Raw genomic sequence first — 22,617 nt, 5'->3', positions numbered from 1 at the left:
CGTAGCCGCGGTGAGCGCGGGTAAGAACACGCAAATCGCGGAGGTGGAGAGATGATTTCGAGAGTACTGGTCGCCAACCGCGGGGAGATCGCCCGCCGCGTGTTCGCCACGTGCCGCCGTCTCGGTGTCGGCACCGTCGCCGTCTACACCGATCCCGACGCGCAGGCCCCGCACGTCGCCGAGGCCGACGTCCGCGTGCGACTGGACGGCCGCAACGGCTATCTCGACGCCGCGCAGCTGGTCGCGGCGGCGCGGGCAAGCGGTGCCGATGCCATCCACCCCGGATACGGATTCCTCTCCGAGAACGCCGAATTCGCTGCGGCGGTGCAGGATGCCGGGCTGACGTGGATCGGTCCTCCGGTCGCTGCCGTCCAGGCGATGGGCAGCAAGATCGAGGCCAAGAAGATGATGGCCGCGGCCGGCGTTCCGGTACTCGACGAGCTCGACCCCGAGACGGTCACGGCTGCCCAGCTGCCGGTGCTGATCAAGGCGTCGGCCGGTGGTGGTGGCCGCGGCATGCGGGTCGTCCGCGAACTCGCCGAACTTCCCAAACAGGCCGAAGCCGCCCGCCGGGAGGCCCAGTCCGCATTCGGCGACCCGACGGTGTTCTGCGAGCGCTATCTGGCGGGAGGCCATCACGTCGAGGTGCAGGTGATGGCCGACGCCCACGGCACGGTGTGGGCGGTCGGCGAACGCGAGTGCTCGATTCAGCGCCGCCACCAGAAGATCATCGAAGAAGCCCCGTCGCCGCTGGTCGAACGTGTTCCCGGCATGCGCGCCAAGCTGTTCGAGGCCGCCCGGCTCGCCGCCGAGGCGATCCGCTACACCGGAGCGGGGACCGTCGAGTTCATGGCCTCCGATGACGGGGACTTCTTCTTCCTGGAGATGAACACCCGGCTGCAGGTGGAACACCCCGTCACCGAGGAGACCACCGGCCTCGATCTCGTCGAGTTGCAGCTGCGGGTCGCCGAGGGCGCTCGGCTCGACGCGGAACCGCCTGCCACTAGCGGACATTCGATCGAGGCCCGGCTCTATGCGGAGGACCCGGCCAAGGATTGGCAGCCGCAGGCCGGGCCCATCCACCGATTCGAGGTTCCGTCGACGCTGACCGAGTTCGGGCTGCTCGGCCGGGCCGGCGTGCGGGTCGACTCCGGCGTGCTGGACGGCTCGACGGTGTCGGTGTTCTACGACCCGATGCTGGCCAAGGTCATCTCCTTCGCACCGACGCGCTCGCAGGCCGCAGCCCTCCTGGCCGACGCGCTGGCACGCACCCGCCTGCACGGCATCACGACCAACCGCGACCTGCTGGTGAACGTTCTGCGGCATCCCGCGTTCCTCGACGGTGCCACGGACACCGCGTTCTTCGACACCCATGGACTGGCCGACTTGGCCGCCCCGTTGGCCGATGCCGCGGCGCCAACACTGTCTGCGGTGGCGGCCGCCCTCGCCGACGCAGCCGAGAACCGCCGCGTCGCAGGCGTACTCGGCGGCCTGCCAAGTGGCTGGCGCAACCTCGCGTCCGGTTTCCAGGTCAAGCGTTACGTCGACGCTGCCGGCGCGGAACACGAGGTGCGGTACCGGTTCGGCCGCGGCGGGCTCGAACTCGACGGGGACCAGGCCGTGACGCTGGTGAGCTCGACGCCGAGTCGGGTCGTGCTGGCCGCCAAGGGCGTTGAGCAGCCGTTCGACGTCGCACGGTACGGCTCCCCCGAATCTCAAGACGTGTTCGTGGACTCCCCACTGGGGCCCGTCCGCCTGACCGCCCAACCCCGCTTCCCCGATCCCGACTCCGCCGTCGCGCAAGGGTCGCTGCTGGCACCCATGCCCGGTTCGGTGACCAAGATCGCCGCGGCGGTCGGAGACCGGGTCAAGGTGGGTCAGCCGCTGATCTGGTTGGAGGCCATGAAGATGGAGCACACCATCGCCGCCCCGACGGCCGGCGTGCTCGCCGAACTCAACGTGACGGCCGGCCAACAGGTCGACGTCGGCGCCGTCCTGGCCCGCATCGAGTGATTTCGGACCGAATCAAGGAGAATGATGAGCTTCACCGAGACCGACGAACAGCGGGAACTACGCAAGGCCGTCGCGGCCATGTCCGCCAGCTATGGGCCGGACTACTACCTGGAGAAGGCCCGTAGCGGCCAGCACACCACCGAATTATGGAGCGAGGCAGGCAAACTCGGTTTCATCGGCGTCAACCTCCCTGAGGAGTACGGCGGCGGCGGGGCCGGCATGTACGAACTCTCGATCGTCATGGAGGAGATGTCGGCCGCGGGGTGCGCTCTTCTGCTGATGGTCGTCTCGCCCGCGATCAACGGCACGATCATCAGTAAGTTCGGCACCGAGGACCAGAAGAAGCGATGGCTACCGGGCATCGCCGACGGCTCGATCACCATGGCCTTCGCCATCACCGAGCCCGACGCCGGATCCAACTCGCACCGGATCACCACGACCGCCCGCCGCGACGGCGACGACTGGATTCTGTCCGGCCAGAAGGTCTACATCTCCGGCGTCGACCAGGCGCAAGCGGTACTGGTCGTCGGCCGCACCGAGGAAGCGAAGACGGGCAATCTCAAGCCCGCGTTGTTCGTCGTTCCGACCGACACCCCCGGCATGTCGTGGACGAAGATCGACATGGAGATCGTCAGCCCGGAGAACCAGTTCCAGCTCTTCCTCGACGACGTCCGACTGCCATCGGACGCACTCGTCGGCGCGGAGGACGCCGCGATCGCGCAGCTGTTCGCCGGCCTCAACCCCGAACGCATCATGGGCGCGGCCAGCGCGGTCGGGATGGGCCGGTTCGCGATCAACAAGGCCACCGACTACGTCAAGACCCGTCAGGTTTGGAAGACGCCGATCGGTGCGCACCAAGGCATCTCGCATCCGCTGGCGCAGAACTACATCGAGATCGAGCTCGCCAAGCTGATGATGCAGAAGGCCGCCACGTTGTACGACGGTGGTGACGACTTCGGTGCGGCCGAAGCCGCGAACATGGCCAAGTACGCGGCGGGCGAGGCTTCGGTGCGCGCGGTCGACCAAGCCGTCCAGTCGTTGGGCGGCAACGGGTTGACCAAGGAGTACGGCATCGCCTCGGTGCTGACGGCGTCACGCCTGGCCCGGATTGCGCCCGTCAGCCGCGAGATGATCCTCAACTTCATCGCGCAGACGTCGCTGGGCTTGCCCCGGTCGTACTGATGGCCACGCTCGTCGCATACTCGGCAGAGGGTGCCGTCGCCCGCCTGACGCTCGACTCACCGCACAACCGCAACGCGTTGTCGACGGTCCTGGTTCGGCAACTGCACGAAGGGCTTGCCAGGGCGACCGCGGATCCCCACGTCCGGTGCGTGGTGCTCGGGCACACCGGCGGCACCTTCTGCGCGGGCGCCGACCTGGGCGAGGCCGGATCGGCTGCAGGGACCTCGGACCCTGGCGACCTCGCGCTGGACAGAGCCAGGGAGATGACCGACCTGCTGCGCGCGATCGTGGCGTCGCCGCTGCCGATCATCGGCGTGGTGGACGGCCACGTGCGGGCGGGTGGGCTCGGTCTGGTCGGCGCGTGCGACATCGTGGTGGCGGGGCCATCGAGCACCTTCGCACTCACCGAGGCTCGGATCGGGGTGGCTCCTTCGATCATCTCGCTGACGCTGCTGCCGAAGATGTCCGCCCGCGCCGCGGGACGCTACTTCGTCACTGGCGAGAAGTTCGGCCCCGAGGAAGCGCAGAGCATTGGGCTGATCACCATCGCGGCGGACTCAGCCGAAAGCGCGGCGGCCACCGTGGCCAAACTCACCGCCGACATCGCGAAGGGTTCACCGCAGGGGTTGGCGGCGTCGAAGGCATTGACCACGGCGGCGCTACTCGCGAGGTTCGACGCCGACGCCGAGGCACTGACGGCGCAGTCCGCGAAGTTGTTCGTCTCCGAGGAGGCCCGCGAGGGCATAACGGCGTTCCTGGAGAAGCGCCCACCGCGATGGTCCCACCTTTGATCACGCTGTGACCTAATTTGTCCGGGTGACGGCTACACGACGCGATGGGCTGGGACTGGCCCTGATCCTCGCTGTCGCCGCCGTCCTGCGACTGCCGGGCTTGCCCGGCCGCGGTGAGTGGGACGACGACCAGGGCGATCAACTGCTCACCATGCTGCACTGGGTTCGCGACGGCCAGATTCCCGACCTCGGACCCATGGGCTCGCTGGGGACGGCACACCATGGCGTCGCGTATTACTGGCTGTTGGCGCCGGGCGCTTACCTCACCGATGCCAACCCGGTGGCTGCCGTGGCGACGTTGGCCATCGTCGGGATGGCTGGGGTGGCCGCCACGTGGTGGCTGGGGCGCATCGTGGGCGGACCGCTCGCGGGCCACCTCGCGGGTCTGCTGATGGCGGTCAGCGCCTCGGCGATCACCGCGTCGACCTTCGTGTGGAATTCGAACATCGTCGGACCAGCAACTGCCCTAGCCGTGGCCGCGGGCTGGCAGGCCTGGCGGACGCGGCATGCGCGGTGGTGGATCTTCGCCGCCGTGGGCATGGCGCTGGCCATGCAGGGTCATCTGTCGTCGCTACTCGCCGCACCCCCGCTGATCGGCATGGCGTTGGCCGACGTCGCGCGGCGCCCGGGTGGGCAGCGGCGGCACGTGTTGATGCCACTGCTCGGCGCGGCGGCCGTCGTCGTCATCAGTTATCTACCGCTGCTCGCCCACGAATTGCGTCATGACTTCTCCGAGATCAGGGCGATCGTCGACTTCGTCGTGTCCGGAAGGGGACGCTCCCTGCCGACGCCGGCGGGTTCGTCGCTCGCCGCGCTACCTGTGATCGCCTGGCGGGTCCTGGCATCGCCGCTGTCGGGATTCGTACTCTCGGCGCCCCTGGCCGGGTTTGCCGCCTTGTTCACCGTCTCGGTGGCCGTCGCGGTCGCCGCACTCGGAACCTCCTGCATCGCAAGGCAATACGGCCGCTGGTCGGTCGCAACCATCGTCTGGGCGGTGGCCGCGCTCTCGGTGATCTCGCCAAGCCTCGGCATCATGACACCGGGATTGCCGACCGACCAGTACCACGCGTGGCTCGACCCGATCCTGCTGGCAGCCGTCGGCGTCGCGACAGCACACCTGTGGTCGACTGCGGTCACGGTCGGCCGGTTTGCCTGCGTCGCGATCATCGCGAGTTGCCTCGCTCTCGCGCTTCTCGCCATGCCGCCGTTGACCTCTCCCGGGGGCGGATGGCCAGCGGCAGCGGCGGCTGCCGACCGGATCCGAGTTCACGTCGGGGGGCAACCGGTTGCAATCACGGGCGTTGCGAAGGCTGGAACCTCCCTCGCGTTTCCGCTCCAACGCGCCGGCGCGAATGTCGTGACTCCAAGTTCCGCGGATTACCTCGTCGTCGTGTGCGATCCGCTATTCGAGCGCGCCGTCGGACTGCCATGTGGCGGGCCCGCCGAGACGGCCGCCGCGCACCAGTCCGGTCTTTCGGTTGCGCGTCTCGTCGACAGGTTCGCGAACAGCCCTCGCCTCGTCGTGTGCGTCTTCGCGCGGGAGTAGCCGAAACGGGATGGCGCATTCGGTAACCACCAGCTGCTAACAGGCTTACGCTGACGGTGATTATTCAGCGTGGGGGTGCGCATGGGCTTGAATTGGATGTTCGTCACCACCCCGAAGCACGCTGAACGCGCGAGTTCGAGCGGTCGGGAAATTCGACCGGTGCTCGTCGCCTCCGTGCTCGTTGCTGCCGCGCTGACCGTGATCCTTGCGAGTTGCGCGCTCCGCGCCGGCGCGGTGGCACGTGCTCCACAGGCGCCGCCAGCCGACGTGCCGTCGCTCACGGTTCCGATGCCCACCGGACCGCAACCCACCTTCGTTCCGCAGCCAACGGGACCGCAACCCACTGGCCCGCAACCCACCGGACCGCAACCCACCTTCGTCCCGCAACCCACCGGCCCGCAACCCACCTTCGTCCCGCAACCAACGGGTCCGATGCCCACCGGCCCGATACCGACAGGGGCGGTGCCGACGCCCGGCCCCCCGCCGACGAACCAACGGGCGACCACGGCCGCAACCCCTGCCCCTCCGCCTGCGCCGTTCTTTCCATGGCCTACCGATTGGAACCCGTTGCCCACCGCTTGGTTGCCGCCAAGCTGACCCTCACGATGGCGCCGAACCGAGGTGCTCAGGCATCGACGAAGCTGACGTTTGGCTGACTTCTGTGCATGGCACCTTGCATGTCTGAGCGTTCGTCGTAGGCTCGTCCCCAATGAGCAATGGAGCGTCGCGATACGGGTCGATGCGTGCTGCCGACACCGATCGCATTCAGGTGGCGCAGCTGCTCTCCGATGCCGCCGCCCAGGGCCGTCTCGAGATGAGCGAATACGAGGACCGTCTCAAGAAGGCGTACGCCGCGCAGACGTTCGACGAGCTGGATCGCCTTAGCTCAGACCTGCCAGGAATCGCCACCACGGCTCCCGCCATCGCACCCGGCCGGCCCGCGCCATCCACTCTCCTTCTCGCGATCATGAGCGGTTTCGAGCGACGCGGCCGCTGGAACGTGCCGAAGCGATTGACCTCGGTGGCCGTCTTCGGAGGCGGCGTGATCGACCTTCGCTACGCCGACTTCACCTCAGCCGACGTCGAGATCCACTCGTACTCGATCTTCGGCGGGCAGACCATCCTGCTGTCGCCGGAATTGAACGTCGACATCCGAGGTGTCGGCGTGATGGGTGCCTTCGACCACATCGGCGACGAAGGCTCTCCCGGCGCGCCGCACGTCACCATTCGCGGGTTCTCCCTGTGGGGCAGCGTCGGCATCAAACGCAAGAGTCGCAAGACCCAGCAGTAGCTCAGCGCCTGCGTCGCGAGCGGAGGTAGTCGCCGACGACGGCGGCCCCCAATCCATCGAGGTCGGGCTGGACGACCCGACCCTCGACTCGGCGAGCCACCTGATCGATGAACCGCGCCAGGCCCGGATCGCTGCCGAGGCGGAAGATCGTCACCTGTGCACCCAGTCGCGCGATCTCGTCGAAACCCTTCACCGTGTGGGCGATGGTCCGCGGGTGCGGCGGGTAGTCGAAGTACACCGACGCCCCCTCCCCGTCCCCGAAGTCCTCGAGGTGCGCCGTCGGCTCGCCGTCGGTGACGATGAGGACCACCGGCTGCGCGTTGGGGTGGCGACGTAGGTGACGCGAGGCAAGCGCCAACGCGTGGTGCAGGTTGGTGCCCTGCTCGTATACGCCTTCGAGGCCGGTCAGTTCGGCGGCGCTGACGGTGCGGGCATAGCGTCCGAACGCGATGATCTGTAGGTCGTCGGAGCGGAACCGCGTGGTGATGAGCTGGTGCAGCGCAAGCGCGGTGCGCTTCATGGGCAGCCAGCGATTCTCCATCACCATCGAGAACGACGTGTCGACGAGAAGCGCGACGGCAGACTGGGTGCGCGTCTCGGTCTCGGAGATCTCGACGTCTTCGACCGTGATCTGCATGGGTAGCTCCGCGACCCCGGCGCCGGCTTGCCGCAGCACCGCATTGGTCAGCGTCCGCGTCACGTTCCACGGCTCGGTGTCGCCGAACTGCCAGGGCCTGGTGGCGCCGGTGAGCTCGCCTGCGGCCCCCGCGCGACGGGTGTCACGTTCGCCGTGGCGTCCCGAAAGTTGTTGCGCCACATCGCGCAGAATCATCTGGCCCAGCTGACGCATGGCCTTGGGCGACAGTCTCCACTGGCCGTCGGCGTCACGGTCCAGGAAACCCTGGTTCATCAGTGCCCGTTCGAGTTCGGCGAGTGTCCGGGCATCGATGGCTGCCTGATCGCCAAGTTGGCGGGCCAGCATGTCGAGGTCGACGTCGTCCATCTGGGCTCCGGCATAGCTTTGGCTCAGCTGCTCGGCGAGCTGCTCGAGTTCGCCGATGTCGGCCAGCGCCTGCGCGCCCTCCCCCATGCCCATGGGGTTGTCGCCCTTGAAGCGTTCCGAGCCCTGCCAGTCCTCGCCGGGCCGCGCATTCTGCAGGTGCTGATCGAGCTTGTCGAGCGCGTTGATCAACGACGGTGAGCCAAAGGCCTGCTGCGCCAACGCATCCAGCTCCGCACGCTGGTCGGCGGACAGGCTGTTGCGGAACCGCTGGGCGGCCGCGGCACGCTTGGCCAGTGAGTCGAGCAACTCGTCGATGTTCTTCGGGTTCTCCGGAAAGAACTCGCCGTGCTTGTCCATGAAGTCTTGAAAGTCTTGGGGCGCGTCTTCGCCACGAGAATGCTTGTCCAGCAACTCGTTCAGATCGTCGAGCATGTCGTTGACGCGCTGACGGTCTTCGTCGGTGGCGTTCTCCAACGCGTCCTTCATGCCCGCAAAACGCTGATCGAGCATCTCCCGGCCCATGAGGTCCTTGATCTGCTCGTACTTCTGGCGCGCCTCGTCGCTGCGCCAGTCGTACTCCGACAGTTCCTGAACGGCCTTCGCCGGTGACGATGGCAGCGCCTCGAGTTGCAGCTCGTTGAACCGCGCATCGTCGTCGAGAGCGCGCGCCAGCTCCTTGCGCTCGGCCAGCACCGCCTCATCGAGAAGCTTCTTGATCTCCTGCAGCGTGCCGTCGAGGTTGTTGCGCTGCAACAGCTCTCGCCGCTTGCGATTCGCCTCGGCGGCCAGCCGGTCGGCGCCCCGCGTGTTCTCGGTGCCGCGTCGCATCAGTTCGGCCAGCGCACGTCGCGGCGAACTGCCCTCCATGACGTCCTGGCCGATCTGCTCCAGCGCCTCGCGCAGGTCGACGGGAGGCGCCAGCGGGTCGGGCCCCCCGGAGTAGCGCGAATACCGCGACAGGCGTTTAGCCATAGATCGTTTCACCTTCGCCGGACACCTTGTCGATGCGCTTGGCCAGATAGAGGGCCTCGAGCGCCAGTTCCAGTGCGGCGGCGCGTTCGCCGTCGGTCTGCGCGCCGAGGCGTTCGGCGACGGCATCGACGATCGGCAGCTCCGGCAGCGCCGCCAGTACGTCCTTGGCCGAGACGCGTTCACCCGTCGTGACGGGGGCGCCCTCCTCCACGGCAGCCACCAGCGGACCCACGTCAAGGCCGCCGAGCAGCCGTTGGGCGGTGTCTGCCGTCGCCCTCCGCAGCAGGTGTTCGAGCACCGCCTGTTCGCGCCCCTCCTCGCCGGATTCGAATTCCAGCTTGCCCCGCAGCACGTCGATGATGGTGCCAAGGTCGACCACCCGGGCGACGGGATCCTGCTCGCCGAGGACCGCGGAGCGGTGCGTGGCCGCGGCGGCGACGGTCTCGGCCGCGGCGATCGCGAATCGCGCTGACACCCCGGAGCGCTGGTCGACCGACTGCGACTCGCGCAGCGCACGGGCGAACCGGGCCAGGATCTGCAGCAGGTATTCGGGCACCGCCGCGGGCAGGTGGGCCTCCTGCTTGATGACCCCCACCTCGGCCTCGAGCGCCAACGGGTAGTGGGTGCGGATCTCGGCGCCGAAGCGGTCCTTGAGCGGCGTGATGATGCGGCCGCGGTTGGTGTAGTCCTCGGGGTTGGCGCTGGCGACGACGAGCACGTCGAGCGGTAGCCGCAGGGTGTAGCCGCGGACCTGGATGTCGCGCTCCTCCATCACGTTGAGCATCGACACCTGGATGCGCTCGGCGAGGTCGGGCAACTCGTTGATCGCGACGATGCCGCGGTGCGCGCGCGGAATCAGACCGAACGCTATGGTCTCCGGATCGCCGAGGCTGCGGCCCTCGGCGACCTTGATGGGGTCGATGTCACCGACGAGGTCGGCGACGCTGGTGTCCGGCGTCGCCAGTTTCTCGGTGTAGCGCTCGGCGCGGTGCAGCCACGTGATGGGCAAATCGTCGCCGGAGGTCGCCGCGCGCCGGATCGACTCGGGAGTGATCGGCGTGTACGGATGTTCGTGCAGCTCGGATCCCTCGATCACGGGCGTCCACTCGTCGAGCAGGTTCGTCAGCGATCGCAGCAGACGCGTCTTGCCCTGGCCGCGTTCACCGAGCAGCACGACGTCGTGTTCGGCGATCAGCGCCCGTTCCAGCTGCGGGATGACGGTGTCCTCGAAGCCAAGGATGCCGGTCCACACGTCTCGGCCCTCGCCGAGGGCGGCCAGCAGATTTTCCCGGATTTCGGCCTTCACACCCCGCTCGCGATGCCCGGAAGCACGTAGCTCGCCGAGGGTGCGGGGGAGATCGTTAGGTGATGTCACTACTCCACGCTACGACGGTTGGCCACGAGACGTAGCCGCTACCTGCTCAGAGCGGAATCGGGAATACGAAAAACCGCCGCTGACCGCCCGCTAGGTTACGGGATCACTCGGGCGATCCGTACGACATGCGGACGGGCGTCAGCCGGTCGGGCCGCTCGCAGGTTGGTAGAACCCGTTGTCCGACAGAATCCGCCTGCCCGCGTCGCTGGTGACCTCCGCGACGAACTGCGACGCCTCGCGGTCCTGGTCGGCTCCCTTGAGCACCGTGAGCCACGCCGTGACCGTGGCATCGTCACCGGAGAGCGCGAACCACGATGCGGTGTCGCCAGCGCCAAGCCCGTCGGTCATGAAGGCGACGCCGGCGTCGGCCTTCCCGCTCGTCACGTCCTTGAGGACGAGGTTCGGCGTCGGCTCGGTGCCCTGTGGGCGAAGGTGAACACCGGCCCGCTCCTCGGCGAGCTGCGTTGCCGACCCGCACGCACTCCGGGCGCCGCACAGCGCGACGCGCAACCCCGGCTGCGCGAGATCGGCGAACGACGTCAGGTGCCTTGGGTTGCCTGCAGGGGTGACGACGACGAGCCGGTTCGCCGCGAATGGGACCGGGGTGCCGGAGACCGCGCCCGCGTCGGCCACCACGTCCATGTTTTCCCGGTCACCCGAGGCGAAGACGTCGGCATCCGCACCGTCGGCGAGCGAGTTCGCAAGATCCACCGAATTCGCGAAGACGAACTCGACCGTGTACCGCGGATTCGCCGCTTCGAAGAGCTTGCCGATGGCGGTGAAACTCTTGATCAACGACGACGCCGCGTAGACGGTGATCGACGTCGTCGGGGTTGGCCGCGAACCGCACGCGGTGGCCGAGAGCAGCGCGACGGCGCCCACCGCGATCACCCGCGTCACTTGCCTGTTCATCGCCCGCGACGATACCGATCGAACCCGACGCTGTGAGCGGCGACCGGATCGCCTGGCAATCCGCTTGCGTCCCGGTCGTCACCGGTCAACGAGCCCCACACTTGCTTACGTGCTCGGACATAGCCACGTGGGACTGCGCGTGAGGCCGCAGGGGGCTCAACGCACGACGTCGCGCTTGCGGATCGCCCACCTGGCTCTGCTGGGGCAGGGCATCGTGATCGGGGTGCTGGGCGGCTTCGCGCTCGCGTGGTCGATGGCCAATCTCCCCTTCGGTCCGGACGGCAGCCCGATTCTCGGGCTCACGGTGACACCGTTGCACGGTGCGCTGCTCCTGGCAGGCGGCGCGTTGGCCACCTTGGCCTGCCTTGGCCGCTGGGCGACGGTCGGATTCGCGGCGATCGCCACCGCCGCCTGGACCGCGCTGACCATCGTGTGTGCCATCGAGGCAGCCCATCACGCGCCGGGGGTGCTTGGCTTCGACCCGCACGACACCGTGCTCTACGGCGCGCTCGGGGTCTACAACCTGGCCTTGTTCACCTGGTTGGTGCCTCTTCTGCTGCCTAATGCGCGAAGTGGCGAGCGCCGGTGAGGTAGAGCGCGATACCCGCCTTCGCGGCCGCCTCGGTCACGACGTCGTCGCGCATCGACCCGCCGGGGTGGACGATCGCCTTCACGCCAGCGGCCGTCAACACCTCGAGCCCGTCGGGGAAGGGAAAGAACGCATCGGAGGACGCGACCGCGCCCCGCACCCGGTCGCCGGCCCGCTCGACCGCCAGCCGCGCGGCGTCGACCCGGTTGACCTGGCCCATCCCGACGCCGACCGTCGCACCGTCCTTCGCGACGACGATGGCGTTCGACTTCACGGCGCGGCAGGCACGCCAGGCGAACACCAGGTCGGCGAGCGTCTCGGGATCGGCGGCCGTGCCGGTGGCCAGCGTCCAGGTGGTCGGGTCGTCCCCCGGCGCATCGAGGGCGTCGCGCTGCTGGACGAGCAGGCCGCCGCTGACCTGACGGAACTCGGTCCCGCCGACTCGGGGTTCGGACGCGACCAGCACGCGCACGTTCTTCTTGCGGGCCAGGATCTCCACTGCACCCGGTTCGTAGGCGGGCGCAATGATCACCTCGGTGAAGATGTCGGCGACCGTCTCGGCCATCTCGACGCTGACCGTCGTATTGGCCGCGATCACGCCGCCGAACGCGCTAAGGGGGTCGCATTCGTGCGCCTTGCGGTGCGCGTCGGCAACCGACACCGACGAGACGGCGATTCCACATGGGTTGGCGTGCTTGATGATTGCCACGCAGGTCTGCTCGTAGTCGAACGCAGCCCGCCAGGCCGCGTCGGCGTCGGTGTAGTTGTTGTACGACATCTCCTTGCCGTGCAACTGCTCCGCCTGCGCCAGACCCGGCCACGACGAATCGTCGCGGTACAGCGCCGCCTGCTGGTGCGGGTTCTCGCCGTAGCGCAGCACCGCGGCACGCTTCCACGTCCCGCCGAACCACTCCGGTGAACCCGCGTCGTCGGATTCGGGCGCCAAGGTCGAGCCCATCCAGCCGGCCACGGCGACGTCGTACTCCGCGGTGTGCCGAAAAGCCAACGACGCCAACCGCTTACGCTCCGCGAGGGTGAAGCCACCGGCCCGCACCGCGGCGAGCACGCCGTCATAGCCGAGCGGCTCGACGACCACCGCGACACTGGGGTGGTTCTTCGCGGCGGCGCGCACCATGGATGGGCCGCCGATGTCGATCTGCTCGACGCACTCGTCCTCGCTGGCACCGGACTCGACGGTCTCGGTGAACGGGTACAGGTTGACGACCACCAGTTCGAACGCGGCGACCCCGAGTTCGTCCAGTGCGGCAAGGTGTTCGGCCTTGCGGGTGTCGGCCAGCAATCCGGCGTGCACGCGCGGGTGCAGGGTCTTCACCCGGCCGTCGAGGACCTCGGGGAAACCCGTGACGTCCTCCACCGGTGTCACCGGAACACCGCTGGCAGCAATGGTTTTCGCGGTGGAGCCGGTCGACACGATCGCCACGCCCGCGTCGTGCAGCCCGCGCGCCAACTCGGCGAGCCCGGTCTTGTCGTACACGCTGATCAACGCGCGTCGAATCGCCCGCCTGCCGTCGTCGGTGTCAACGTCTTCGCCAATCTCGAAGGTCATCCGATCGCTGCCTTTCGTCCTGTCCACGTCACGCCGCGAGTAGCCATCGCGGCAAGTACTTCTACCAGCAGTCGTCGCTCGACGACCTTGATGCGCTCGTGCAAAGCATCCTCGTCGTCGCCGTCGAGCACTGCGACGGCCTCCTGCGCCAAGATCGGACCGGTATCGACGCCCGCGTCGACGAGGTGCACCGTACAGCCGGTGACCCGGACGCCATAGGCAAGGGCATCGGGCACCGCGTGCGCGCCGGCAAACGCGGGCAGCAGCGCGGGGTGCGTGTTCACCACCCGGCCGAGGAAGTGCGAAAGGAACTGCGGTCCAAGGATCTTCATGAATCCGGCCGAGACCACCAGGTCGGGCTGGTGCGCCGCCGTCGCTTCGGTGATCGCCGTGTCCCAGGCCTGCCGGTCGGGCTGGTCGGCCAGGCGGACCGTATAGGAGGGCAACGAGGCCGCCGCGGCGATCTCCAGCGCCCGGCAGTCACGATCGGTCCCGACCGCCACGACGCGCGCTGGGTAGTCGCCGACGGCGGCGGCGAGTATCGACTCGAGTAGCGAACCGGTGCCCGATGCCAGCACGACCAGCCGTGCCGGCGCACTGGCGGGCACACGAAGCGGGGGCTGCACGCGATGCAGCCTAATCGGAGGAACGCCGCCGCTCTTCGCTGGTGCGGTCGTCGTCGGTGAAGAAGTGCGCTTCGGGGTCGTCGTCGAGGTCGAACACGTCCCGGGGCGCGCTCCGCGGGGTTGCCGGACGATCCGTGGGGTCGTCGAACACGGGCTGCGGCTCCTCGGGCTCGTCCACCACGATCTGGGCGACGATCTCCTCGTCCTGGACCTCCTCTGGGCCGGGCTCGTCCTCCTCGGTGGGCGGCATCGGCACCTCCCCATCCGATTCCAGATCCAGCTCCGGTTCCGATTCCGGTATCGGCTCGGGCTCCGGGGCGGTCGCTGCCTTGGGAACGGTTCGCACCTTGGCCCGACGCGCGATGCCGCCACTCATCACGACCGTCAGGCCGCCGATCGCGGCGAACCACAGGAACACGGCAGGACCGAACGTGGTCTGATCGACACCGACGTCGCCGAAGTTCCCGAGCCGTCCACCGCCCGCGTAGCCGAGCAACGCCATCGCGACGGCCGCTATCGCCGACGCGGCGACCAACTTGCCTGCCGCCGCGGGCAGCGGCACGGGATGTCGGGCACATTGCTGACCGACCGCCACGGCCGAAGCCGCCGCCGCGATCAGCAGCGCCACCCAGATCGGTCCCAGCGGCGGGCTGGGCACGGCCGCCAGGATGGGCAGGGCGGGAACGTCGCCGCCAAGCACGGTGAAGGAACTGAACGTCGCCAGCCCCACGTGAGCGCTGGAGCCGACGGCAACCGCCGCGGTACCGATGATCACGTTGGGCGCATACAGCATCGACAACAACGTCAAGCTCAACTGACCGAACGCCGAATCGGTGATCCCGAAGAGGGTGTCCATCGTGCCCCAGTGCACGACCATCGACCCGACGGCGATCACCCCGGACAGGCCGAACAGCGCGAGCACGCCCGCCGACGCCGCCCGGAACGCGTCCGGTAGCCACCCTGGCACGTGCGGCATGGTCCGCAGTCGGCGGGACACCCTGGTGCCGACGCCGATCAGGGCGCCAGCGAAATGCACTGCCAGCACACAACCGAAGGCGAGCGTCGCGCTCGGCGTCTGGAGTGCGGTCAGCACCGACGACGCGTCGTGGATGACGGCCAGCGCGATCGCGGCGATCAGCAGTGGACCGCCGAGCGCCGACGCCACGATCCACCGGATGACGAACCAGGAGGTGCCCGCCTTGGTGGCCGCCGCGGTGGTGCGCGCCGTTCCCCACACCATCGCGAGCATCGGCAGCAGCGGCATGACGCCCAGTTCCGCGCCACCGATGTTGACCGGGACCTGGTGCACGCCCAGCCACATGCTCGCGATCGCGCCGAACGCGCCCGTCATGTCGCTGTTGGCGATCACCAACTGCACCAACACCACGGCCGCGATGACGACCAACGCGATGACAGACGGCCCGAACGCGACTCTGAGCAGGTCGCGCGCCTGGCGCGTGCCGACTGGCCGGTTGTCCACTAGCTGGGTCGCTCCTCGCACGATCTCGTACGCGCGGAGTGTGCGTGCGCGCCGCTAGAGATTATGACGGTGGCGGGGCGGTTTGCGGCGCAGCCTGTGGTTGCTGCGTTTCGAACGTCTGCGTGGGCTGCGAACCGATCGCACCCTGCGGCTGCCCGAAGGCGGGGAACCCCGTCGGAGGCGTCGGCGGGCCGCTCTGCTGCGGGCCGCCCTGCTGCGTCGGCTGCGAATTGAATCCACCGGTCGACGGACCGCCCTGGTAGCCGCCGTACTGCTGCTGCGGGTAGCCACCGCGCTGCGGAGGACCCTGCTGGTGCGGCGGGCCCTGCGGCTGGCCTTGCGGCTGGCCTTGCGGCTGGCCGTAGTACGGGCCGGGAGCGCCGTACTGGCCGTACGGGTTCTGCTCGTACTTGGGCTTGGGCACCGGCGCGGTGATGACGTCGGCGTCCAGAAGCAGCGCGGCCACCGCGGCGATCGCCTGCAGCAACGTGAAGGCGATCAGCAGGTACCACGGCCAGTCGACATTGCTGGCGCCGATGTTGATCACGTCGGACAGCACCAGCAGGAAGCCGAGGACGGCCAGCACCGCGACGACGCCGAAGTGGCTCTTCTGCTTGGGCACCAGTCCGACACCGGCCAACAGGCCTGCCAGGATGGCGGCGACCGGACCGAGCGTGGTTCCGCCGTCGAGCGCGAACGTGGTCAGGTAGGCAGCCAAGCCGAGCACCGCCACCGCGATGTCGAGATACAGCGGAAGCTTGCTCGGCCCTGGTGGGGCAGCCTCTTGTTGAGGTTGACCGAATTGCTGACTGGGCGCGCCGTACTGCGCCGCAGACGGGTACCCGGAGTTACCGGGCGGGCCCGATGGATACGACATGTCCCCTCCTACGATCGGCGATTCGTTCACCCACGCTAGCGCACCGAGCCATGGAGTCGATCGGCATGCGCGCGTCGACCACCCGTCGACCGTTGGCGAGCAAACACGAGAACGTCAGGCGGGGACCAGCACCGGGCGGCCGCGCGAATCCTCTTCGGACTGCTCGATTTCGCGCACCAATGGCAAGACGTTCGCACCGAAGTACTCGATCTCTTCCTGGAAGTGCAGGAAGCCGCCGAGGATCAGATCCACGCCACGTTTGCGGTACGCGACGATGCGTTCGGCGATCTGTTCGGGCGTGCCGATCAGCTGGGTGCGGAAGCCGTCGTTGTACTGCACGAGATCCTCGAAGCTCGAATCGGCCCACATCCCCTTCTTGTCACCGGTGGAGTTGCCGGCCTGTTGCACGGCACCGCGGAAGCCCTCGACGGCAGGCTTGTTGGCCTTCGCGATGATCTCCCTCAGGGTCTCCTTCGCCTCTTTCTCCGTGTCCCTGGCGATGATGAAGCCGTTGAGACCGACCTTGACCTCGCGTCCCACGCTGCGGGCGTGATCGCGAACCTCGACGACCTGTTCGGTGATCCCGTCGAAGTCCTTGCCATTGGAGAAGTACCAGTCGGAGTAGAGCCCACCGTTGCGCCTGGCGGCCGTCGAGTTACCGCCCTGGAAGATTTCGGGATTGGGTCGTTCCGGCGTGTTGAGCGGCTTGGGCTTCAACGTGAAGTCGTGGATCCGGTAGAAGTCACCGCGGAAGTCCACGTCGTCCTCGGTCCAGATCTTGCGAAGCACCTGAAGGAACTCGGCGCTTCGGCGGTACCGCTCGTCGTGTTCCAGCCACGGCTCACCCAGGTGGGTGAATTCGTCCTTGAACCAGCCGGAGACGACGTTGACCGCGAACCGGCCATTGCTCAGGTGATCGGCGGTCGCGCCGAGCTTGGCCAACACTGCCGGCTGCCACAGGCCTGGGTGGACGGCGGCGATCACCTTCAGCCGCTCGGTGGCCAGCAGCAGCGCGAGGCTGAAACTCGTCGACTCGTGCTGGTACTCGGCGCCGTAGCTGGCCTCGTAGCGGACCTGCGACAGCGCGTACTCGAAGCCATTGTTCTCGGCGGTTTGCGCGAGCTTCTTGTTGTACTCGTAGTTCCAGTCGGTGCGCTGTTCGATGTCGCTGGTCACCAGGCCACCGCTGACGTTGGGCACCCAGTAGGCGAACTTGACGTGGTCGGCGATGCGTTCGGTCGTCATGGTGTGCCATCTCAACAACCACTGCGACTCAGGTCACGGGTAACGATCCGGCAGATTTCAACGACGACCGGGCGATACGACGATGGGCGTCGCGGCGATGCCGTTGAACCGCGACGCCGTCACCGAGGTGTAAGCCCCCATCGTGGGGCTTACCACCACGTCGCCGATGCCCAGTGACGGCATGGGGTAGTCGGTGGCGACGACGTCGACGCTGTCGCACGTGGGCCCCGCGAGCGTGACGAGCTCGAGCGGCGGCCCCTGATCGTCATCGTTGTCGAGCTCGTTCAGCGCGAGGATCGGTGGGTGTACGTCTTCGGTCATGACGTTGGAGTAGCTGCCGTAGAGGCCGTCGTCCAGGTAGTGCCAGGTGCGCCCGTCCCGGGTGGCACTGCCGACCACGCTGGTCAACAGGGTCATGCAGTCCGCGACGACGAATCGCCCTGGCTCGGCGAGCATCGTGTAGTCGTGGTTGGGCCCGAGCACTTCGTCGACGACGTCGCCGATCGCGTCGATGGGTGGCATCGGATCGCGGTAGGACACCGGGAATCCGCCGCCGATGTCGATGGTCGACAGGTGCAGTCCCAGCGTCCGCTCGACGTGCTTGGTCAGGTCGAGCGTCGAGCGGAGCGCATCGCGGTATGACGTCACCGACGCGCCCTGGCTGCCCACGTGGAAGCTGAACCCGGCGACCCGGACACCCGCGGTGACGACGTGCTTGACCAGTAACTCCGCGTCGGCGGGGGCGGCGCCGAACTTCGTCGACAGATCCGACTTCGCCGACGGATTCGGGAAGGCCAGCCGGACCAGTATTTCGATGTCGGGATCGCGGCCCAGGAACTTCTGTGCCTCGATCGGATTGTCGACGACGAACGTGCGAATGCCGTTGGCGTAGGCGTAGTCGATGTCTTCGGGCTTCTTCACCGGATGGGTATAGATGCAGCGGGTCATGGCGATGCCTAGCCGCTTGACGAGGTCGACCTCGGCTCCGGTGGCCACGTCGAAGCTGCTGCCACTGGCGGCCAGCACGGTCAGCACTGCGGGATGGGGAAGGGCTTTGACCGCGTAGTGCAGACGGAACCCGCGGAGGTGCTCGGTGAGCAGTGAATACTGCGCCGCGACGCGATATGGATCGAGGACCAGCAGCGGCGTGCCGTGCAGCGCGACGAGTTCTCGCCAGTGCCCGGCCATGCCACGCAGTTGGCTACGCAGCTGCGACCGTCGCTGCAGATTCATGGGACACCTCCTCGCCTTGCCCGTGGACCACCAGCAGCCCGTTGAATCTTTCGTAGGAGACGATGGCCAGCGCGTAGAACCCGACGTCGGCCACCAGCTTGGCGAAGACCCAGCCGGCGACCATGCCGCCGAACAGGATGGGCCCGAAGTAGAAGGCAAGCGGCCGGATGATCAAGGTGTCGACGACCTCGGCGGGGCCGAACTCGATCGCGATGCTGCGTAGCGCCCGACCGTTCGCGGTGACCGCGCGAGACAATCGGGACGACGAGAGCTGCGGACGGTAGGCGGTGCGCAGGGCGGCGACGTAGGCCGCCGCGTAGTAGCCGACGGAGGCCCCGATCGTGGCGACGATGGCGGCCGCTGCGGCGGAACCGGTGATCCCGTAGGTGATGGCAGCGCCACCCAGTTCACATGTCGTACCCGCGACTTCGCAGGGAAGGTAGCGCCGAGCCCATTCCCGTAGCTTCCTAGCCGTCGAGCGTTCGGAGTTCATGGATCGAACTGTTCCGTCGAAGACCACCTGCGGGCTTGCGTAGGGAGCTACCCGATTTTCGCAGCTCACTACGTGCGAACGAAGGGGCCGCCTTGCGCGTGACGACTAGAACACGTTCTAATTCTGGTCATGGACTACGGGCTCGTACTTTTCACCAGCGACCGCGGCATCACTCCGGCAGCGGCGGCCAAGCTCGCCGACGACCACGGCTTTCACACGTTCTACGTGCCCGAGCACACGCACATCCCGATCAAGCGCGAGGCCGCGCACCCCACCACGGGCGACGAGTCGCTGCCCGACGACCGCTACATGCGCACGCTCGACCCGTGGGTCAGCCTGGGTACCGCGGCCGCCGTGACGTCGAAGGTGCGCCTCTCGACAGCCGTAGCGCTGCCCGTCGAGCACGACTGCATCACCCTCGCCAAGTCGATCGCCACGCTGGATCACCTCTCCGGCGGCCGCGTCAGCCTCGGCGTCGGATTCGGCTGGAACACAGACGAACTCACCGACCACAACGTTCCGCCGGGGCGTCGGCGCACCATGCTGCGCGAGTACCTGGAGGCGATGCGCGCCCTGTGGACGCAGGAAGAGGCCGAATACGACGGCGAGTTCGTCAAGTTCGGCCCCAGCTGGGCGTGGCCCAAGCCCGTGCAAGCTCACATCCCGGTGCTCGTCGGGGCGGCGGGCACCGAGAAGAACTTCAAGTGGATCGCCAAGTCGGCCGACGGGTGGATCACCACGCCGCGTGACTTCGACATCGATGCGCCGGTAAAACTGCTGCAGGACAGCTGGGCGGCCGCCGATCGCGACGGGGCGCCACAGATCGTCGCACTCGACTTCAAGCCCGATCCCGACAAGCTGGCCCGCTGGGCCGACCTCGGTGTCACCGAGGTGCTGTTCGGACTGCCCGACAAGCCCGAGGTCGAGGTCGCCGGATACGTGGAAAGGCTGGCAGGCAAGCTCGCTGCGTTGGTCTAGATCACAACCGCGGAGACCGGGTGTTGGCGCTCACGATCGGGAGTAAATCCTGATTGCGGGAGGATTATATAGTCATGCTAACAACACGAATGTTCATCGGCTCATTGGCCGTAGCGGGAGCCGCCGCAGCAGCGATCGTCACCGCACCGGCCGCGGTGCTCGCGAGCGCCCCGGGAACCGCCCACAGCCAGGTGGTGCTTGCCGAACCCGCCGGAAACGGCAGTGGCAGCGGCGGTCAGGGCGGCGGCGACGGGTGTTACTCAGGACCCGGGTGGCACGGCTGCGGCGGTTGGAACCCCATCCAGGGCGGCTTCGGTAGCGGCTGCGTCAACGGCTTGTGCGGTGGCTGGGACGGCAGCCGCGGCTGGGGCAACCAGTAAGCGGTCGCGTAGTCGACTACTCACGACGGAGGCTGCCCCGGCGACGACAGTTGGTTGGCATCAGGAACCACAGTCGACAGCCGCAAAGGGAAACGCCATGCCCCACATCAGCTCACTCATCGTCCGAGTCTTCGACGAGCCACGGGCCGACCGTCGCAACGTCAGGCGCGACGAGGACGGCAACCGCATCCGTTTCGAATCGAAGGGGCGAACCTCACGACGCAAGCGTGGCTAGGTTCGTTCCGTCGTCCGTCGCCTTCACCGCGATGCGGGCTCCCAGCGGGTCCCCGTCGCACATCAACGTCACCAGGTCGTCGTCTTCGGTCAGGGCCATGAACCGGCTGCCGTCCGCGTCCAGCCGACCGATGATGACGCCGGTCGTGACGGGCCAGTCGTAACGCACCGAGTACGTCTCGATGACACCGGGACCGTCGGCATTGCGGGTGACCGCGACTTTAGGCAGCGCCGCGATCTCGTCTTGCAAGGCCTTGCCGTCGTCGGCCACCCACTCGGCTGGAGCGGTGGAGTACACGCCCACCGAATACTTGCTCATGACACCACCATTGGCGCCGACCAGACCGAATGAGCCTGGCTTGTCCCGCATCTCGGCAACGGTCTCGGCGATTCCGTGCAGTGAATAGCTGTTGCCGGGCCCGCCGAAATACGGCAGCCCACCGGTGAGCGTGAGCCCCCGCGGATCATCGTCGGCGAGCCCGAACTCGTCGCACACCGCGAAGACCGGAAACGGGAAACAGCTGTAGAGGTCGAACGTCGACACGTCGTCTATGCCGATGCCTGCGACTCGGAGCGCTTCTGCCACAGCCTGTTTCGCCGAGTGGCTGATGCTCGTGTCGACGCGGTCCAACAGGTCCTGCTCGATCTGGTCGGCGTGGCCGCGCAGGTACACCCACTTCTCCTCGGCCACGCCAAGACGGCGGGCGGCCGCCACCGACATGACCAGGGCGGCGGCACCCTGATTGACGGTGTCGCGGGCCACCAGCAGCCGCGGATACGGGTCGCAGATCATCCGGTTCTCGTCGGTGACGGTTTCGATCTCCGCTACCGATCGCTCCACCGGCGACGACGAAAACGGATTCTTGGCAGCGACTTTCGAGAACGGGGCGAAGAGCTCGGCCATGCGGCGGCGGTAGTCCCCAACGCTGAGATTCAACCGGGCCCGTCGCGCGTTGTCGAGCAGTCCGTACTGCACGGGCGCCCCGGTCAGCCCATGCTTGGCGGTGTACTCGCTCATGTACTGCTCGAAGCCATAGCCACGGTCCTCGAGCTGACCCCCGACGTGCTCGGTGAAGTCCGGCTTGTCGTTTCTCCCCGAGAAGTACTTCGCCGTCGACCCCGGCTCCGAACCGAGGATCAGGACGACCTCGTGGTCGCCGGCGGCGATCGCCCCTGCGAACTCGGTCATCAGCTTCTGCGGCCCGTTGCCGCCGATCGGCTCGAGGATGGCCCGCGCAGGATCGGCGCCGACGCGCTGCGCCACCGATCGCACGTAGTTGTCCGAGCAGCCGAGCGGGGGCTTGCTGAACGGTGTGCAGATCTCGAACTGACGCAGCCCGGCGAACACCTCGATCGCCCGCGCGACGGCGGCCACGTCGGCCCCGGTGTCGGCAAGCGCGGCCCTGGTCGCCGCGGTGGCCAACTCGACCGAGGACATGCCCCGGTAGTCGGCATCGCCGATGCGTTCGGTGAACTGTCCGACGCCGACGACGACGGGGGTACGCGGGTCTACCTGCATAGTTCGTCAGGCTAACCGAAACTGGAACGTGTTCCAACTCCGTGTCGACTCATCCACCCGCGAGCAACCCACCCGCGAGCAGACGCAAAAGCCCCTCAATCGCGTCGATTGAGGGGCTTTTGCGACTGCTCGCGCAGAAGGGTCTAGAGGCTCTGGAGGATCTCCCGAGCCAGCGCAGCGGTCTCCGACGGCGTCTTGCCGACCTTGACGCCTGCGGCTTCGAGCGCTTCCTTCTTGCCCTGGGCGGTACCCGCACCGTCGGAGACGATGGCGCCGGCGTGGCCCATCGTCTTGCCTTCCGGCGCAGTGAA

19 protein-coding genes and 1 pseudogene are annotated in these 22,617 nt (G+C 67.7%); 8 read left to right on the top strand and 12 right to left on the bottom strand.

Features of this window, described 5'->3' with window-relative positions; all coding sequences use genetic code 11:
• Positions 1-51 precede the first annotated feature (51 nt).
• The 5 genes from QOD90_RS06075 (at position 52) to QOD90_RS06055 (ending at position 6,823) form a co-directional block, all read left to right on the top strand.
• Entirely contained in the window at positions 52-2,013 is a 1,962-nt protein-coding gene (locus QOD90_RS06075; protein WP_526347676.1) for an acetyl/propionyl/methylcrotonyl-CoA carboxylase subunit alpha, read from the top strand.
• Between the two features lie 21 nt (positions 2,014-2,034).
• Positions 2,035-3,195 carry an acyl-CoA dehydrogenase family protein gene (locus QOD90_RS06070; protein ID WP_526347674.1) on the top strand — a complete coding sequence of 387 codons (1,161 nt, stop codon included), beginning with the start codon at positions 2,035-2,037 and terminating at the stop codon, positions 3,193-3,195.
• Positions 3,195-3,986, top strand: a complete 792-nt coding sequence (locus tag QOD90_RS06065) for an enoyl-CoA hydratase family protein (RefSeq protein ID WP_526347672.1) — start codon at positions 3,195-3,197, stop codon at positions 3,984-3,986. Before QOD90_RS06070 ends, QOD90_RS06065 begins: the two co-directional genes overlap by 1 nt.
• A 25-nt stretch (positions 3,987-4,011) precedes the next feature.
• Complete coding sequence (locus QOD90_RS06060) at positions 4,012-5,532, top strand: ArnT family glycosyltransferase (RefSeq protein ID WP_526347670.1); 1,521 nt, start codon at positions 4,012-4,014, stop codon at positions 5,530-5,532.
• Positions 5,533-6,241: 709 nt separating this feature from the next.
• Positions 6,242-6,823 (top strand): DUF1707 domain-containing protein, encoded by a 582-nt coding sequence (locus QOD90_RS06055; RefSeq protein ID WP_526347668.1) that lies wholly within the window; start codon positions 6,242-6,244, stop codon positions 6,821-6,823.
• A 1-nt stretch (position 6,824) separates the two neighbouring features.
• On the opposite strand, the gene QOD90_RS06050 is transcribed toward QOD90_RS06055, so the two are convergent.
• From QOD90_RS06050 to modA, 3 genes are all read right to left on the bottom strand, one after another.
• Positions 6,825-8,798 carry a VWA domain-containing protein gene (locus tag QOD90_RS06050; RefSeq protein ID WP_526347666.1) on the bottom strand — a complete coding sequence of 658 codons (1,974 nt, stop codon included), beginning with the start codon at positions 8,796-8,798 and terminating at the stop codon, positions 6,825-6,827.
• Entirely contained in the window at positions 8,791-10,173 is a 1,383-nt protein-coding gene (locus QOD90_RS06045; RefSeq protein WP_526347664.1) for a sigma 54-interacting transcriptional regulator, read from the bottom strand. The genes QOD90_RS06050 and QOD90_RS06045 overlap by 8 nt, the downstream gene beginning before the upstream one ends.
• A 138-nt stretch (positions 10,174-10,311) precedes the next feature.
• Positions 10,312-11,085 carry a molybdate ABC transporter substrate-binding protein gene (gene modA / locus QOD90_RS06040; protein ID WP_526347662.1) on the bottom strand — a complete coding sequence of 258 codons (774 nt, stop codon included), beginning with the start codon at positions 11,083-11,085 and terminating at the stop codon, positions 10,312-10,314.
• 109 nt (positions 11,086-11,194) lie between these two features.
• Between modA and QOD90_RS06035 the strand changes: the two genes are divergently transcribed.
• Positions 11,195-11,674, top strand: coding sequence for a hypothetical protein (locus QOD90_RS06035; RefSeq protein ID WP_526347660.1), 480 nt, complete (start codon positions 11,195-11,197; stop codon positions 11,672-11,674).
• Here QOD90_RS06035 and purH read toward each other — a convergent pair.
• From purH to QOD90_RS06000, 7 genes are all read right to left on the bottom strand, one after another.
• Positions 11,646-13,241, bottom strand: a complete 1,596-nt coding sequence (gene purH / locus QOD90_RS06030; protein ID WP_526347658.1) for a bifunctional phosphoribosylaminoimidazolecarboxamide formyltransferase/IMP cyclohydrolase — start codon at positions 13,239-13,241, stop codon at positions 11,646-11,648. The two genes, QOD90_RS06035 and purH, sit on opposite strands and share 29 nt — an antisense overlap.
• On the bottom strand, positions 13,238-13,867 hold the full coding sequence (gene purN / locus QOD90_RS06025) for a phosphoribosylglycinamide formyltransferase (RefSeq protein WP_526347656.1): 630 nt from the start codon (positions 13,865-13,867) through the stop codon (positions 13,238-13,240). Before purN ends, purH begins: the two co-directional genes overlap by 4 nt.
• 10 nt (positions 13,868-13,877) lie before the next feature.
• Positions 13,878-15,347: a cell division protein PerM gene (locus QOD90_RS06020; protein WP_526347654.1), complete on the bottom strand. Its 1,470-nt coding sequence runs from the start codon at positions 15,345-15,347 to the stop codon at positions 13,878-13,880.
• 61 nt (positions 15,348-15,408) lie between these two features.
• The gene (locus tag QOD90_RS06015) at positions 15,409-16,224 is read right to left on the bottom strand and encodes a DUF5336 domain-containing protein (protein WP_526347652.1); all 816 of its coding nucleotides are present in this window, start codon (positions 16,222-16,224) and stop codon (positions 15,409-15,411) included.
• Positions 16,225-16,338: 114 nt separating this feature from the next.
• Positions 16,339-17,469, bottom strand: coding sequence for a dimethylsulfone monooxygenase SfnG (gene sfnG / locus QOD90_RS06010; RefSeq protein WP_526347650.1), 1,131 nt, complete (start codon positions 17,467-17,469; stop codon positions 16,339-16,341).
• Positions 17,470-17,526: 57 nt separating this feature from the next.
• Positions 17,527-18,702 (bottom strand): type III PLP-dependent enzyme, encoded by a 1,176-nt coding sequence (locus QOD90_RS06005; RefSeq protein ID WP_526347648.1) that lies wholly within the window; start codon positions 18,700-18,702, stop codon positions 17,527-17,529.
• Positions 18,671-19,195 carry a hypothetical protein gene (locus QOD90_RS06000; protein ID WP_526347646.1) on the bottom strand — a complete coding sequence of 175 codons (525 nt, stop codon included), beginning with the start codon at positions 19,193-19,195 and terminating at the stop codon, positions 18,671-18,673. The genes QOD90_RS06005 and QOD90_RS06000 overlap by 32 nt, the downstream gene beginning before the upstream one ends.
• A 129-nt stretch (positions 19,196-19,324) precedes the next feature.
• Between QOD90_RS06000 and QOD90_RS05995 the strand changes: the two genes are divergently transcribed.
• Positions 19,325-20,173 carry an LLM class F420-dependent oxidoreductase gene (locus QOD90_RS05995; RefSeq protein ID WP_526347644.1) on the top strand — a complete coding sequence of 283 codons (849 nt, stop codon included), beginning with the start codon at positions 19,325-19,327 and terminating at the stop codon, positions 20,171-20,173.
• A 74-nt stretch (positions 20,174-20,247) separates the two neighbouring features.
• Positions 20,248-20,553, top strand: a complete 306-nt coding sequence (locus tag QOD90_RS05990) for a hypothetical protein (RefSeq protein ID WP_526347642.1) — start codon at positions 20,248-20,250, stop codon at positions 20,551-20,553.
• A gap of 214 nt (positions 20,554-20,767) precedes the next feature.
• Here QOD90_RS05990 and QOD90_RS05985 read toward each other — a convergent pair whose 3' ends face one another.
• Positions 20,768-22,306, bottom strand: a complete 1,539-nt coding sequence (locus QOD90_RS05985) for an acetyl-CoA acetyltransferase (protein WP_526347640.1) — start codon at positions 22,304-22,306, stop codon at positions 20,768-20,770.
• 143 nt (positions 22,307-22,449) lie between these two features.
• Positions 22,450-22,617 (bottom strand): annotated as a pseudogene (locus QOD90_RS05980) (succinate--CoA ligase subunit alpha); the annotation flags it as partial.

This window comes from Mycobacterium sp., from assembly GCF_032161845.1.
Taxonomy (GTDB): Bacteria; Actinomycetota; Actinomycetes; order Mycobacteriales; family Mycobacteriaceae; genus Mycobacterium.
Note: the sequence above shows the minus strand (reverse complement) of the source record. Positions and strands in the feature narration are given on the sequence as shown.

Bases quoted from the DNA above. Each gene is read 5' to 3' on its own strand.
- QOD90_RS05990 (WP_526347642.1), top strand. From the start codon at position 20,248: ATGCTAACAACACGAATGTTCATCGGCTCATTGGCCGTAGCGGGAGCC.
- QOD90_RS06000 (WP_526347646.1), bottom strand. From the start codon at position 19,195: ATGAACTCCGAACGCTCGACGGCTAGGAAGCTACGGGAATGGGCTCGG.
- QOD90_RS06075 (WP_526347676.1), top strand. From the start codon at position 52: ATGATTTCGAGAGTACTGGTCGCCAACCGCGGGGAGATCGCCCGCCGC.
- QOD90_RS06015 (WP_526347652.1), bottom strand. From the start codon at position 16,224: ATGTCGTATCCATCGGGCCCGCCCGGTAACTCCGGGTACCCGTCTGCG.
- QOD90_RS05995 (WP_526347644.1), top strand. From the start codon at position 19,325: ATGGACTACGGGCTCGTACTTTTCACCAGCGACCGCGGCATCACTCCG.
- QOD90_RS06050 (WP_526347666.1), bottom strand. From the start codon at position 8,798: ATGGCTAAACGCCTGTCGCGGTATTCGCGCTACTCCGGGGGGCCCGAC.
- QOD90_RS05985 (WP_526347640.1), bottom strand. From the start codon at position 22,306: ATGCAGGTAGACCCGCGTACCCCCGTCGTCGTCGGCGTCGGACAGTTC.
- modA (WP_526347662.1), bottom strand. From the start codon at position 11,085: ATGAACAGGCAAGTGACGCGGGTGATCGCGGTGGGCGCCGTCGCGCTG.
- QOD90_RS06055 (WP_526347668.1), top strand. From the start codon at position 6,242: ATGAGCAATGGAGCGTCGCGATACGGGTCGATGCGTGCTGCCGACACC.
- QOD90_RS06005 (WP_526347648.1), bottom strand. From the start codon at position 18,702: ATGAATCTGCAGCGACGGTCGCAGCTGCGTAGCCAACTGCGTGGCATG.
- purH (WP_526347658.1), bottom strand. From the start codon at position 13,241: ATGACCTTCGAGATTGGCGAAGACGTTGACACCGACGACGGCAGGCGG.
- QOD90_RS06070 (WP_526347674.1), top strand. From the start codon at position 2,035: ATGATGAGCTTCACCGAGACCGACGAACAGCGGGAACTACGCAAGGCC.
- QOD90_RS06065 (WP_526347672.1), top strand. From the start codon at position 3,195: ATGGCCACGCTCGTCGCATACTCGGCAGAGGGTGCCGTCGCCCGCCTG.
- sfnG (WP_526347650.1), bottom strand. From the start codon at position 17,469: ATGACGACCGAACGCATCGCCGACCACGTCAAGTTCGCCTACTGGGTG.